The following is a 13,694-nucleotide window of genomic DNA, read 5'->3' as shown; positions in this document are numbered from 1 at the left end:
GGTAGGGCCGCGGCGTGCCCTCGGGCGACCGGACTGGCGTGATCTCCTCGTCGAACAGGCCGCGCGCGACTGCCTCGGAACACCGCTGCTGGCTGCGCAGCGCCCAGCCGTCCTGCTCGGAGCGGCCCACTCCGTGCAGCGCGGCCTCGTCGGACGCCTGAATGGCGCGCGGCACGCCGGTATGCGGGCACGCGATCACGAGTTGGTCGGCCATCCGCACGTCGCCCAAGCGATGGCCCCAGCGCAGACCGTCCAGGAAGAACGGCACCGCGCTGAGGTTCTCCGCCCCGCCGGCCAACACGACGTCGGTGTCCCCGCTGCGCACGCCGCGGCTCGCCAGTGCGAGGGCGGCCAGCGACGAGCAACAGGCACGGTCAACCGTGTACGACACTCCCTCCGGCGGCAGCCCCGCGCGCAGCGCGGCTTGCCGCGCGATCGACCGGTCCGAGCCCGGGAAGTTGACACCGAGGACTAACTCGTCCACATCGGACTCTTTCAGTCCGCTCCGCTCCATCGTGGAACGGATGGCGACCGCGGCCAGCGCCGCGACGGACGCCTCCCGCAGCGCGCCGCCGAAGGAGCCGAATGGGGTGCGTGCCGCCGCCACGAGCACCACGTCACCGTCAGACATGACGCTCCTTACCCGCCCAGTACGACTCCCGCAGCACCCGCTTGGCGATCTTCCCGGTCGATCCCCGCGGCAGCGAGGCGACGAACTCGACCGAGCGGGGCTTCTTGTAGCCGGCCAGCGTCGCGGCGCAATGCTCGACCAGCGCCCGCTCCGAGGGCGCGGTCCCCGGGCGCGGTACGACGACCGCCTTCACCGCCTCGCCCCACCGGTCGTCGGGCACCCCGATCACCGCCACCTCGGCGACAGCGGGGTGTTGCGCGAGTGCCGCCTCCACCTCGGCCGGGTACACGTTGTAGCCACCGCTGATGATCATCTCACGGATTCTGTCCACGATGGACAGGGTGCCGTCGTCGTCGCGGCGGGCCACGTCCCCCGTGCGGTACCAGCCATCCTGGAAGACCTCCCGGTCCGCGTCCGGCCGCCCCCAATAGCCCCGCATCACGTTCGGACCGCGAACCCACAGCTCTCCGGGCTGCCCGTCCGGCACGTCGTTCCCGTCCCCACCGACGAGCCGGGTCCGGACGGTGGTTACCTCGCGACCGGCCGAGCCCAGCCGGGCCTGCTCGTGCGCCCGCAGCACGAGCACCGGATGCGGCGCCTCGCACGAGCCGTAGACCTGCACGAACCGGGGCCCGAACACCTCGATCGCCTCTTCCTGCCGGGCCGGAGCGATCGGCGAGCCGCCGTACGTGATCGCGCGCACGGACTCCAGACGCGCCGCGCGCCCCCGGGCCGCCTCGGTCAGCGCGACGATCATGGTGGGAACCAGGAAGCTGTGCGTCGCGCGCTCCCGCGCCGCCAGCGCCAGGAAACCCTCCGGATCCCAGGAGCGCACCGGCAGGTTGCGACTGCCGCGCAGGAAGTGCGCGAGCACCTTCGACCCACTGCCGTGCGCCATCGATCCCACGTGCACCATCCCGTCACCGGGGCGCGGATCGATCTCGTCGGCGAGCATGTTCATCGTCGCGGCAAGCCGGCTGCGGTTCGTCGCGGTGGCCCCCTTGGGTCGTCCGGTAGTGCCGGAGGTGTAGAGCAGGAAGCTCGGTGCGTCGGGATCCAGCACCACGCCGGCCGGCCTGTCGCTGGCGCCGGCGAGCAGATCCTCGTAGTCGAGCCCGAGGCGACCGGCCCCGAGTCGGATCAGATGGCGCAGGTCCGGGCAGCGCGCCCGCAGTTCCGCCGCCGACTCCTCCTCGTCGGCGTCGAAGATCAGAACGTCGGCGCCCGAATCGGTGAGCACGAAGGCCCGCTCGTCCAGCGTCAGCCGGGTGTTGACCGGCACCCGCACGCGGCCGGACTTCGCGATGCCGAAGTCGACCTCAACCGACTCGAGCCGGTTCGGCAGCAGCATCGCGACCCGTCCACCGATCGCCCCGCCCAGGCCGACGAGTGCGTTGGCCAGCCGGTTCGAGCGCCGCTCGACATCGGCGAAACTGGCCGTACGCTCACCGTCGACCACGGCGGGCTGGCCGCCGAACCAGGTTGAGGCGCGGGCGACCAGGACGTCGATCGTTACCATCTCGGCTCCCTGCTAGAGGTGTGGACCAGACTTCCACAATATGACAACATCAGGAAGTGCCTGATGACCGATTGGCCGCGGAGGTCGGCCGGTGGGGCGAGGACTATGGCGACCGCCTCTCCGGATCCGACGACCGCACTGTCTCCGGGATGCCCGTCGCGCCCCTCTACACCCCGCTCGACATCGCCGACGGGCCCGAGGACCACCTGACCGAACGCGGGCTCCCTGGCGAGTTCCCGTTCACCCGCGGCATCCGCCCCGGCATGTACCGCGAGGGCCTGTGGGTCATGGGGCAGTACTCCGGTCGCGCCTCACCCGCCGAGACGAACCGCCGCATCCGCAGCCTCCTCGCCAGCGGGCAGCGAGGATTCTCGGTTGCCCTCGACCTGCCGACCCAGAACGGGCTGGACTCCGACCACCCGCTCGCCGCCGGCGAGGTCGGCAAGGTTGGGGTGCCGATCGACACGCTCGCCGACATGGAAGATCTGCTCGACGGCATCGCCCTCGACCAGGTGTCCCAGATCCGGACTACCGCCAATGCCATCGGCCCGATCGCCGTGGCTCTCTTCGTGGCGGGCGCCGAGGCCAACGGGTACCGGCCGGCCGACTTCAAGGTGATGCTGCAGAACGACGTGCTCAAGGAATACCTCGCCCGCGGCACCTACATCTTCCCGCCGCGCCGGGCGCTGGAGTTCACCGTCGACGTCATCGAGTACTGCGCCCGGGAGCTGCCGCACTGGGAACCCATCGAGTTCTGCGGGTACCACATCCGCGACGCGGGCGGCTCGGCCGTTCACGAGTTGGCCATCGCGTTCGCCAACGGGATCGAGTACATCGACGCGGCGCTGCTCCGTGGCCTCCGGGTGGAGGACTTCGCCCACAACGTCTACCTGTTCCTCGCCGCCCACATCGACCTGCTCGAAGAGGTGGCGAAGTTCCGGACCGCCCGGCGGATGTGGGCCCGGCTCATGCGCGACCGCTACCACGTCACCGACCCGCGGGCATGCGCGGCGAACATCTTCGTCTATACCCTCGGCAGCCTGCAGACTGCCCAGGAGCCGTTGAACAATGTCGTGCGCATCGCCTACCAGGCCCTCGCTGCGATTCTCGGCGGCGTGCAGACGCTCGCGACGTCCTCGTACGACGAGGCGCTTCAGCTGCCCGGGGAACAGGCCGTCCGCGTCGCGCTGCGGACCCAGCAGATACTCGCCCACGAGACGGGGGTGACACGCACGGCCGACCCGCTCGGCGGCTCGTACGTGGTGGAAGCGATGACCGACCAGCTCGAACAGACGGTGGCAGAGGAGCTCGAACGCATCCGGGACAATGGTGGGGCACTGGCCGCGCTGGAGTCGGGCTGGCTGCGCGGGACGCTCGACGACGAGGCGTACCGCCAGCAGATGCTGATCGAGCAGGGACACCGCACGGTCGTGGGCGTGAACCGCTTCGCCACCGACCAGGTGCCCGAGCTGGGTGACTTCGGCGGCGGTCCGGACGGCGATGTCGAGGCCGCACAGCGCGAACGGCTGGCCAAAGTCAAACGCGACCGTTCCCCCAGCGCCGTGGCCGACAGCCTCACCGAGGTTGCCGCGGCGGCGCGCCAGGGCGGCAACACCGTTCCGGCGATCGTCACCGCGATCCGTAGCTACGCCACGGTCGGCGAGATCTGCCAGGCACTCGCATCGGTATGGGGACGCGCCTCGGCCGCTGAGTCAAGGAGCCGCGATGCCCGTTGACCCGACGGTAGTCGGCCGCGAGGGACCGGAGCGCACCCGCCACTGGTCCTCCGCTGACGCGCTGCTCTACGCCGTCGGAGTGGGCGCGGGCATGGACGACCCGACCAACGAGCTCGCGTTCACCACCGAGAACTCCACCGGCGTCGAGCAGCGAGTGCTGCCCACGTTCGGCGTGCTGCTGGCCCACGCACCCCTGCCCCCGTTGGGCCACTACGACCCGGCCCGGCTCGTGCACGCCGAACAGTCCCTGACACTGAGCGGCCCAATCCCGACCGAGGGCACGGTGCGGGCCAGGACGCGCGTAACCGATGTGTACGACAAGGGCTCCGGCGCGCTCGTCGTCGTCGAGTCCACCGCCACCCTCCCCGATGGGCAGGTACTCGTGGCTACCCGCAGCGCGGTCTTCCTCCGCGGCGAAGGCGGGTTCGGCGGCGAGCGTGGCCCGCGGGACACGTGGGCGGTGCCGGAGCGCGAACCGGACCGCGTCGTCACCTACCCGACCCGTCCCGAGCAGGCGCTGTTGTACCGGCTCAGCGGCGACCGCAACCCCCTGCACGCGGACCCGGCGTTCGCCGCCCGGGCCGGGTTCGACCGTCCGATCCTGCACGGGCTGTGCACGTACGGTGTGACCGGCCGCGCGCTGCTGCACGAGATGGCCGGCTCGGATCCGGCCCGCCTGCGCACGATGTCCGGCCGCTTCAGCGCGACCGTGACTCCGGGACAGAGCCTGACGGTGGAGATGTGGGCGCAGGACGACACCGTGCTGTTCCGTACCCGCGCAGACGACGGGACCGTCGTTATCGACCGCGGTCAGGCGACAGTTTCAAAGCTGCGGGAATCGAGGAATGATCACCATCGGCCCGTCGGCGATGTAGTTCGGCGGAAGTGCTGTGTCGTCGCCGGCATGTGTGATTGCCGGCTGGGTCCCTGAGCGGACGTCCAAGTTTCGGAACTGGCTCGAAACCGAGGCGTGTGGCGCGCTACCAACGTCTCTTCCGAGATTTCATCCGACCTGGACGGAACCACACCCGGCGCCGCGTTACGCGCTGAGCTGATGGCCGCGGCGGGTGGTGTCGGCACACAACCACGATCCGGCGAGTGCTCCAGCGCACCTGACTGTCACCGCGGCGTTGTGCGGGTCACCGGCCGGCAGGATGGCCCGCAGACGACGGAAGTGGTTAACTGTATTCTACAGGTAGATGGTTGCTCACCGCGGTCACAGGTGTGAGGAGCGGTTGTGGATCAGCCCATTCCCACCCCTGAACACGACGAGACCCGAAAGTCCTCGAGTGCGCTCGTGGTCGTGACCTTGGCGATGTGCGGCACCGTCGTCTCGCTCCAACAGACCCTCGTACTCCCGGTGCTGCCGGATTTTCCCCGCCTGTTGCACACCTCCATCGACAACGCATCCTGGCTCGTGACAGCAACGCTGCTGTCCGGAGCCGTCGCCACACCGACGCTGTCACGGCTCGCCGACATGTTCGGCAAGAAGCGCATGATGCTGGTGGCGCTCGCAGTCATGGTTGCCGGTTCTGTGGTCGGCGCGTTAGGCCAGTCTTTGCCTCTCCTCATCGCCGCCCGGGCGCTACAGGGCGTTGGTGTCGCACTCATCCCGATCGGGATCGCCATCATGCGAGACGAGCTCCCGCGGGAGCGGCTCGCGCTCGGCGTGTCGCTCATGAGCGGCACGCTCGCCGTCGGCGCCGGGGCAGGTCTGCCGCTGGCGGGTCTGATCATCGAGCACGTCGACTGGCAGTCCCTCTTCTGGGTCAGCGCCGCCGCGGGCATCGTGATGTTCGCGGCAGTCGCACTGGCCGTCGACGAGTCCCCGGTACGCACCAGCGGATCATTCGACTATCCAGGCGCCGTACTGCTTTCGGCCTCTGTCACCGCGCTACTGCTCGCGCTCTCGAAGGGCTCACACTGGGGCTGGCTGTCCTATCAGACCATCGGCCTGGCCGCACTCGGCATCCTCCTGGTCATCGCATGGCTACCGCTCGAGTTGCGGGTGCGTAGTCCCTTGGTCGACGTGCGGGTCGCCGCCCGCCCAGCTGTGCTCCTGGTCAACATCGCCTCCGTGCTGACGGGCTTCGCGATGTTCGCCAACATGCTGGTGACGACCCAGTTGCTGCAACAGCCTGCGATCACCGGCTACGGCCTGGGATTCGACATCCTCCACACCGGGCTGTGGCTGGCACCGGGCGCCCTCGTGTTCGGCGCCATGGCGCCCGCGTCGGCGTGGATCACAAGACGCTTCGGCCCGGCGACGACTCTCCTGTCAGGGGCCTCGACCATGGCCGTGGCGTACGCCGTCCGGCCGTTCCTCAGTCATGAGCTCTGGCAGATCGTGGCTGGCTCCATGTTGGTCGCTGTCGGCACGTCGATGACGTTCGCCGCGATGCCAAGCCTGATCATTCGAGCTGTCCCGGCGACACAGACCGCGGCCGCGAACGGGCTCAACACCGTGCTTCGTTCCGTCGGCACATCCACCTCGAGCGCCGCCTTGGCCGCCGTGACGACTACTGCGGTCATCCGGGTCGACGGCATGGTGTTTCCGAGCTTCGGGGCTTTCACCACCATGTTCTGGGTCGCCGGGGCGACATCGCTCGTGGCAGGGCTGATAACGCTGCCCCTCTTGCGCATCAGTGAGCGGGCACCTGCGCGGGTGGACGACATTGATCGTCCTCAGGAAGCCGCCGTGCGCGGTCAGGTTGTCAGCGGCGACGGCAACCCGACGCGCGACGCGGTGGTCACCTTGGTCACGCGGTCAGGCCAGTTGGTCGACTGGAGCCCCACAGACGCGGCGGGTTTCTTCTCGCTCACGATGCCTGGCGCTGGCCGCTACCTCCTCGTCACAGTCGCCGAAGGCTGGGCACCGCACACGCGGCTCGCGAACTTGCGTGCGGGTCAGGACCTGGCGCCCGCCGTGCTGACCGGCCGGCTCACGGTCGAAGGCCAGGTCAGCGATGCCCAACGCCCGACGACCGTCGCGGCAACGTCAGTCACCCGAGCACTACCCGAAACCAGCTAAAGCTGACCAGCAGACAGCCGACTGCGGATCCGCGGGGGTCGGCAGGTCCAAAGTCCCGGACGGGATCAGCACGTTCGCACAGCCGGCTACTTGGCCACCCGGGTCACATAACCGGCGCCCGTCGTCAGTTTCCTCCTGAACCCTTCATTTGTATCCAACGCCGCTCGACCTGGACATAGCGAACCGGTTCCGGCCGTTGCCATGAACCGGATCAGGAAGCGGGCAGGGGTTGCGGCCACGGATGTTGCACCGGTCTCCCCAGCCGCTGCGCGACGGGGCGGGAAAGAAGCGGAGCGAGCTCGGTGCGCTGTTCCTCGGTCAGCGGCGTCGACCGCCCGATAAACCGCATTTGACCACGCACGTCGAAGCGACCGACGAGCACCGTCTGCGGCGCGCGGGTCCACCTGGTAACGCCGTCAATTATTGCCTCTGCGGTGTGCGGAAGCACACCGCTCGTCAGGGTCGATCTGTACGAGCGCGCCCAGGACAACATCAAACACCGCGGCGCATCGGGCGAGAGCGGCAAGGCGCCGCGCCGAACCGAGCGCCCCTACCTCTACCGCAGTCTGATCACATGCGGCCTCTGCGAAACGCGAATGGTCGACAACCCCAACCACGGACGCCTCTACTACCGGTGCAAGGCAACGCGTGACTTCGTCCGTCAGCACGGCATCGCGCACCCGCCAGTCCTCTACCTCCGCGAGGACGCCATCGCCGACCAGATCGACCGGTCCTGTTCGAAGAGTTGGGATCCGAAAGCTGACCCCAACCTTGCGCCAGATCGCCGACGCCCACCACCGCGCACAACTCGTCGAGTACCGCGCCAACGACGAAACCGCGCGCCTCCAGAAGATCGTGGACGACTGCGACACGAAGACCGCCCGATACCGAGCGGCGCTCGACGCCGGATGCGACCCGGGCCTCATCGCCGGCTGGATCCGCGAAACCGCAACGATCCGGACCGCCACCCTGGCCAGAATCGGTGTCGCCGACGGACCACCGCAGCGACCCAACGAAGATCGAATCGCCGCAATCGTGGAAGGGCTCGGCGGTCTGCTCGCGGTCCTCAATCGGGCCGACCCACGCGACAAGGCGGAGATCTATGGCCGCATCGGTCGGTCGCCCTCGCGAACCTTGTCCGGGCCAAGTTCGTCGTCGCCAACATTGGACGAGGTGGGGGTGCCCAGGTCCTGGCTGGCGCCGCTCGGGATCCTCAAGGGCGCCGGAGTCGTCGGGCTCCTGCTCGGCCTGCTGGGCCTGCGGTCCCTCGGTGTCGTAGCCGCGTGCGGACTCGTCCTGTTCTTCGCCGGAGCACTCGGCACGCACGTTCGTGCTCGCGTGTTCCACAACATCGCGTTCCCAGGGGCGTTCCTCGGGTTGGCCATCGCGTCCGCCGCCCTAGCGGTCGCCGCCCGCTAGGCGACCATCGGACCCGTCGCCACCGTTGGGGATCGGACCCGAAGGTTTGGTGGCGGACGTGGCCGGCGAAGCGGTCGGGGTTGTGTTGTCATGACATCGGCTCTTAACGTCTGGTGACCGTTTCGGTACAGTGACGACCGCGAGATCCCCGCACAGCGAGGAGGTACCGTGAGCCGCCCCCAGATCGCGGTCGACCGGAACAGCCCTGTCCCGCTCTACTTCCAGGTCGCAGAGCAGTTCGCCGCAGCGATCCACCGTGGCGAGCTCGCGCCCGGTGACCGCCTGGACAGCGAGCTGCGGCTGGCCGACCGGCTCGGGCTGTCCCGCCCCACCGTCCGCCAGGCGATCCAGCATCTCGTCGACAAGGGACTGATCGTGCGCCGCCGCGGGGTCGGCACCCAGGTCGTGCGGGTCGAGGTGCGGCGGTCGGTCGAGCTGACCAGCCTGCACGACGACCTGCTGCGCAGCGGCCAGCGGCCGTCCACATCGGTGCTGGAGCTGGCCGTCGTGCGCTGCCCGCCGGAGGTCGCCGCCGCGCTCGGCGTGGCACCCGGCACCGAGGTGCAGCACCTGCGGCGGCTGCGGTTCGCCGACGGCGAACCGCTCGCCGTGATGGAGAACTGGCTTCCGGTCGACCGGGTCCGGCTCACCATCGACGCGCTGCAGCGCGACGGCCTCTACGGGATCCTGCGCGCGGGTGGCATCCGGATCCGCAGCGCCCACCAGCTCATCGGCGCCCGGGCGGCGACCGGGGCGGAGGCGCACATGCTCGGCGAGCGGCGCGGCGCACCGGTGCTGACCATGACCCGCACCGGGTACGACGACCAGGGGTTGCACGTCGAGCACGGCGCGCACATCTACCGTGCCACCCGCTACTCGCTCGAGGTGTCCGTCGCCGAGCGGTGAAGCGAATGTTTCCAGAACATATCGATGACAGGTATTTACGTCGTCAGGCTGTCATGACATTGTGGCCGGAGCACCGCTGGTGGCAGATCCCGCGGCCGGCGGGCGACCCGCGAGTCTCTTCGAAGCCTCTCCTTGCGAAGGGAAGCAGCCCATGTCAGCCAAGCCGAGACACGCGACGCGCGTGCTCGCCGCGTGCATCGCCACCGCCCTCGCCCTCACCACAGCGGCCTGCGGCGACTCGTCCGAGCCCGCGGGCAAGGACGCCAAGAACATCACCCTCACGATCTCCGCCAACGCGATCGCCGGAGGCAAGAATGCCGCCGGTGCGGAGTGGATCGAGAAGTGGGTCATCCCACGGTTCGTCGAGGCGCAGAAGGCCAAGGGTGTCACCGCCAAGGTCACCTTCGTGCCGAGCGGCGTCGACGACGAGCAGTTCAAGACCAAGCTGGCCCTCGACCTGCGCTCCAAGGGCGGCGCCGACGTGATCGCCGTCGACGGCATCTGGGTCGGCGAGTTCGTGCAGGCCGGATACCTCAAGCCCCTCGACGAGGTGGCCGGCGACCAGGTCGAATCCTGGGAGGGCTGGTCACAGATCCCGGAGACGGTGCAGGGCCTGGGCACCTTCGAGGACAAGCGCTACGGCATCCCGCTGGGCACCGACGGCCGGGTCCTCTACTACAACAAGAAGCTGTTCGCCCAGGCCGGCCTGCCGGCCGAATGGCAGCCAACGAGCTGGCAGGAGATCCTCGACGCCGGCGCCAAGCTCAAGGCCCTACCCGGCGTGACCCCGATCCAGCTCAACGCCGGCACCGCCATGGGCGAGGCGACCACGATGCAGGGTGCGCTGCCGCTGCTGGTCGGCGCAGGTGGCGAGATCTACCACGACGGCAAGTGGGCCGGTGCCGGTCAGCCGGTCAAGGACATGCTCGACCTCTACAGCAAGATCTACGCCGGTGGCCTGGGCGACCCGAAGCTCCAGCAGGAGGCGAAGGGTCGCGACAAGTCGTTCACCGAGTTCGCCGCCGGCAAGATCGGCATCCTGGCCGAGGGCGACTACTTCTGGCGCAGCGTGGTGCACCCCACGGACGGCATCGCCAAGATGGCCGACCGCGACGCCACCGTCGGCTACGCGATGATCCCCGCCAAGCAGCCCGGCGCCGGCATCCGCGGCCAGGACTTCGTCAGCATGTCGGGCGGCGGCGTGCGGACGCTCAACCCCAACTCCAAGTACCCGTCGCAGGCATGGGAGCTGTTGTCCTTCATGCACTCGGCGGAGGCCGTCAAGGCGGAACTGGCCGGCGCCACCCGGATCACGGCCCGCACCGACGTCAACAAGGAGGTGCTCGCGGCCGACCCGATGCTCAACTTCGTCGCCGAGAAGGTGCTCCCGGTCACCGCGTACCGGCCGCCGCTGGCGGTCTACCCGCAGGTGTCGGTCGCGCTGCAGGAGGCGACCGCCGAGGTGACCGGAGGCAAGAGCGTCGACGAGGTCGCTACCGCGTACCAGAAGAAGCTCGAAGGGATCGTCGGTGGCGCAGGCAACGTCACCTCCTGACGAACTGGTCGAGGGAGCGCGCCCGGTCACGGGCGCCTCCCCCGCCCCCGACGCCGCCGGCCTGGGCCGGGCCCGGGCCACCGGGTTCCTCGTGCCCGCCATGGTGCTGATCCTGGTCTTCCTGGTGGTGCCGGCGGTCTGGACGATCTGGCTCGGCCTCACCAACTACCGGCTGACCGGGCTGGCCGCGGCCAGCCCGGAGATCGTCGGGTTGGACAACTTCACCGACGCGCTGGGCGACGAGCGGTTCCGCACCTCGCTGCTACTGACCCTCGAGTTCGTCCTCGGCTCGGCGGTCATCGGCCAGGCCGGGCTCGGTTTCGCCATCGCGTTCGCGCTGCGCGACCGGCGCGGCCCGCTGCGGCGGGTGGTCGAAGGGCTGGTCCTGCTCTCGTGGATCCTGCCCAGCTCGGTGGTCGCCTTCCTGTGGATCGCGCTGCTCGACCGGGACGCGGGCACGCTCAACGCGCTGCTGGGCATCCCCGGGATGGCCTGGTTGCTCGACTACCCGATGCTGTCGATCATCATCTTCAACACCTGGCGCGGCACGGCGTTCTCGATGATGCTCTACGCCGCGGCGCTTGAGAACGTACCCCGCTCGCACCTGGAGACCGCCCGGCTGGCCGGCGCGTCGACCTGGCAACAGCTGCGCGACGTGGTGTTCCCCCGCATCCGCGGGCACGTGTTGACCAACCTGCTGCTGATCAGCCTCTGGACGTTCAACGACTTCGCGCCGTTCCTGATCACCGCGGGCGGTCCCGAGCAGCGCTCGGAGATCCTGCCCGTGTACGTCTACAAGGTCGCCCTCTCCGGCGGCGAGCTCGGTTTCGGCGCCGCGATCTCGTTCGTCATGCTGCTGATCAACCTGGTCATCGCGTTGGTCTACCTGCGCCTGCTGGGCCGGCGGAAGGAGTCCGCGTGACCGTCACCACCGCCGAGCGGCCGACCATCGCGGTGCGCCATCTGCTCGCCCGGATCGGCCGCTACACGTTCCTCTGCCTCGTCCTCGCCTTCTTCGCGCTGCCGCTGCTCTGGCTGGCCACCGCCCCGTTCGACGACACGCCGACGGTCACGGCTTCGCTGCCCCGGTTCACTCTGGACAACTTCCGTGCGCTGCTGGACAACCCATACGCACTGCGCTCGCTGCTCAACTCCGTCTACCTGGCCGCTGGCACCGCCGCGCTGGTGGTGACGTTCGCCGCGCTCGCCGCGTACGCGCTGAGCCGGGTCCGGGTCCCGGGCCGTGACGCGCTGCTCTACGGCCTGCTGCTGCTCTCGTCGATCGTCACGGGCACCGCGACGATGGTGCCGCTGTTCGAGCTGGCTTTCCGGCTCAACCTGATCGACTCCCGGCTCGGCGTGATCCTGATCCTCAGCGGCGGCCTGCTGCCGGCCGCCATCTTCATCCTCAAGGACTTCATGGACTCCACTCCGGCGTCCTACGAGGAGTCGGCCCGGGTCTTCGGCGCCAGCCCGTTGCAGATCATGCGGCACATCGTGGTGCCGCTGGTCCGCCCGGGCCTGGCGACCGTCGGGGTGTGGGCCGTCGCCAACGTCTGGGGCAACTTCCTGGTGCCGTTCCTGCTGCTGCGCGGCCCTGACAAGGCGCCGGCGGCGGTGATCATGTACACCCTCTACACCGAGGGTGGCCAGGCCGACCTTCGGCTGCTCTCCACGTTCTCGTTGCTCTACTCGCTGCCGGTGGCGCTGATGTTCGTGTTCGTCAGCAGCCGGTACGGATTCCGCTTCCACGGAGGGATCAAGCGCTGATGTCCGCCATCACCATGCGCGAACTGACCAAGGTCTACCCCGGCGGAGTACGCGCCCTCGACGCCCTCGACCTCGACATCGTCGACGGGGAGTTCTTCGCCCTGCTCGGCCCCTCCGGCTGCGGCAAGACCACGCTGTTGCGCACCATCGCGGGGTTGGAGGTCGCCTCCGGTGGCAGCGTGCACATCGGCGAGCGCAACGTCACCAACCTGCCGCCGGGCAAGCGGGACGTGGCCATGGTCTTCCAGGACTACGCGCTCTTCCCGCACATGACCGTGCAGGACAACATCGCCTACCCGCTGCGCATCAAGAAGGTCGACCGCCGCGAGCGCACCGGCAAGGCCGCGGAGACCGCCGACGAGCTCGGCCTGTCCGCGCTCCTGCAGCGTCGACCGGGGCAGCTTTCCGGCGGCCAGCAGCAGCGCGTCGCGCTCGCCCGCGCGATGGCCTGCCACCCGCAGGTGTTCCTGCTCGACGAGCCGCTGTCCAACCTGGACGCGCGCCTCCGGCTGGAGGCACGCACGTTTCTCAAGCGGCTGCAACGCGAGCTCGGCGTCACCACCGTCTTCGTCACCCACGACCAGGCCGAGGCGCTCGCGCTGGCGGACCGGATCGCGGTCATGGAAGGCGGCCGGATCCGGCAGGTGGGCACCCCGACCGAGGTGTTCCGCCGACCGGCCAACACCTTCGTGGCCGGGTTCATCGGGTCCACTCCGATGAACCTCGTCGGCACGCGGGTGCGCGGCGACGAACTGGCCGTCGGCGCCGCCCGGCTGCCGTTGCCCGACGACGCGCGCGGCCAGGTCACCGACGGGGAACGGCTGGTCTACGCGGTCCGCCCGGAGTACCTCGACTACTCGCCGACGCAGGTCGCCGGCGCGCTGTCCGGACAGGTGGTGGTCGTGGAGAACCTGGGCAGCGTCTCGCTGGTCTCGCTCGACGTCCCCACCGACGACACCGACGGGGGCGCCTCGAGCGTCCAGGTCGTCGTCGCGGAGGGCCGCGAACCGGACCCGGGCGACACCGGCTGGGTGGTGCCCCGCCCCGGTCGGTCGCTGCTCTACCGCGACGGCGACCTGGTCACCGCCGGCGCCGAAGCCGGCGTGCCCGCCGCGGCGCAGGGCTGA

At 69.5% G+C, this 13,694-nt stretch carries 11 protein-coding genes; 9 read left to right on the top strand and 2 right to left on the bottom strand.

The features are described from left to right. Positions 1–631 (bottom strand): thiolase family protein (locus tag Air01nite_RS13520; protein WP_275408197.1); only part of this gene is annotated, 631 nt, incomplete at its 3' end. Further along, positions 624–2,150, bottom strand: a complete 1,527-nt coding sequence (locus Air01nite_RS13515) for a class I adenylate-forming enzyme family protein (RefSeq protein ID WP_203702454.1) — start codon at positions 2,148–2,150, stop codon at positions 624–626. The genes Air01nite_RS13515 and Air01nite_RS13520, both read right to left, overlap by 8 nt. Positions 2,151–2,206: 56 nt before the next feature. On the opposite strand from Air01nite_RS13515, the gene Air01nite_RS13510 reads away from it, so the two are divergent. The 9 genes from Air01nite_RS13510 to Air01nite_RS13470 all read left to right on the top strand — a co-directional run bounded on the left by Air01nite_RS13510 (position 2,207) and on the right by Air01nite_RS13470 (position 13,694). Then, entirely contained in the window at positions 2,207–3,886 is a 1,680-nt protein-coding gene (locus Air01nite_RS13510; RefSeq protein WP_239090694.1) for an acyl-CoA mutase large subunit family protein, read from the top strand. After that, on the top strand, positions 3,876–4,817 hold the full coding sequence (locus tag Air01nite_RS13505; protein ID WP_203702452.1) for a MaoC/PaaZ C-terminal domain-containing protein: 942 nt from the start codon (positions 3,876–3,878) through the stop codon (positions 4,815–4,817). The genes Air01nite_RS13510 and Air01nite_RS13505 overlap by 11 nt, the downstream gene beginning before the upstream one ends. 306 nt (positions 4,818–5,123) lie before the next feature. Beyond that, positions 5,124–6,917, top strand: coding sequence for an MFS transporter (locus Air01nite_RS13500; protein WP_203702451.1), 1,794 nt, complete (start codon positions 5,124–5,126; stop codon positions 6,915–6,917). A gap of 771 nt (positions 6,918–7,688) precedes the next feature. Further along, positions 7,689–8,336 carry a DoxX family protein gene (locus tag Air01nite_RS41900; protein ID WP_239090693.1) on the top strand — a complete coding sequence of 216 codons (648 nt, stop codon included), beginning with the start codon at positions 7,689–7,691 and terminating at the stop codon, positions 8,334–8,336. Positions 8,337–8,504: 168 nt separating this feature from the next. After that, a complete protein-coding gene (locus tag Air01nite_RS13490) occupies positions 8,505–9,242 on the top strand; it encodes a GntR family transcriptional regulator (protein ID WP_239090692.1) in 738 nt (245 codons plus the stop codon). A 151-nt stretch (positions 9,243–9,393) separates the two neighbouring features. Continuing rightward, complete coding sequence (locus tag Air01nite_RS13485; protein WP_203702450.1) at positions 9,394–10,797, top strand: extracellular solute-binding protein; 1,404 nt, start codon at positions 9,394–9,396, stop codon at positions 10,795–10,797. Beyond that, positions 10,772–11,719 (top strand): carbohydrate ABC transporter permease, encoded by a 948-nt coding sequence (locus tag Air01nite_RS13480; protein ID WP_203702449.1) that lies wholly within the window; start codon positions 10,772–10,774, stop codon positions 11,717–11,719. The genes Air01nite_RS13485 and Air01nite_RS13480 overlap by 26 nt, the downstream gene beginning before the upstream one ends. After that, complete coding sequence (locus Air01nite_RS13475) at positions 11,716–12,567, top strand: carbohydrate ABC transporter permease (RefSeq protein ID WP_203702448.1); 852 nt, start codon at positions 11,716–11,718, stop codon at positions 12,565–12,567. Before Air01nite_RS13480 ends, Air01nite_RS13475 begins: the two co-directional genes overlap by 4 nt. Further along, positions 12,567–13,694 carry an ABC transporter ATP-binding protein gene (locus Air01nite_RS13470; RefSeq protein WP_203702447.1) on the top strand — a complete coding sequence of 376 codons (1,128 nt, stop codon included), beginning with the start codon at positions 12,567–12,569 and terminating at the stop codon, positions 13,692–13,694. The genes Air01nite_RS13475 and Air01nite_RS13470 overlap by 1 nt, the downstream gene beginning before the upstream one ends.

This window comes from Asanoa iriomotensis, from assembly GCF_016862515.1.
GTDB lineage: Bacteria > Actinomycetota > Actinomycetes > Mycobacteriales > Micromonosporaceae > Asanoa > Asanoa iriomotensis.
The sequence above is the reverse complement of the archived record's forward strand: the minus strand, read 5'-3'. Positions and strand labels throughout refer to the sequence as shown.

What these genes read in the sequence shown, in the direction of transcription:
- Air01nite_RS13515 (WP_203702454.1), bottom strand. Translation starts at nt 2,150, where the DNA reads ATGGTAACGATCGACGTCCTGGTCGCCCGCGCCTCAACCTGGTTCGGC.
- Air01nite_RS13505 (WP_203702452.1), top strand. Translation starts at nt 3,876, where the DNA reads ATGCCCGTTGACCCGACGGTAGTCGGCCGCGAGGGACCGGAGCGCACC.
- Air01nite_RS13485 (WP_203702450.1), top strand. Translation starts at nt 9,394, where the DNA reads ATGTCAGCCAAGCCGAGACACGCGACGCGCGTGCTCGCCGCGTGCATC.
- Air01nite_RS13470 (WP_203702447.1), top strand. Translation starts at nt 12,567, where the DNA reads ATGTCCGCCATCACCATGCGCGAACTGACCAAGGTCTACCCCGGCGGA.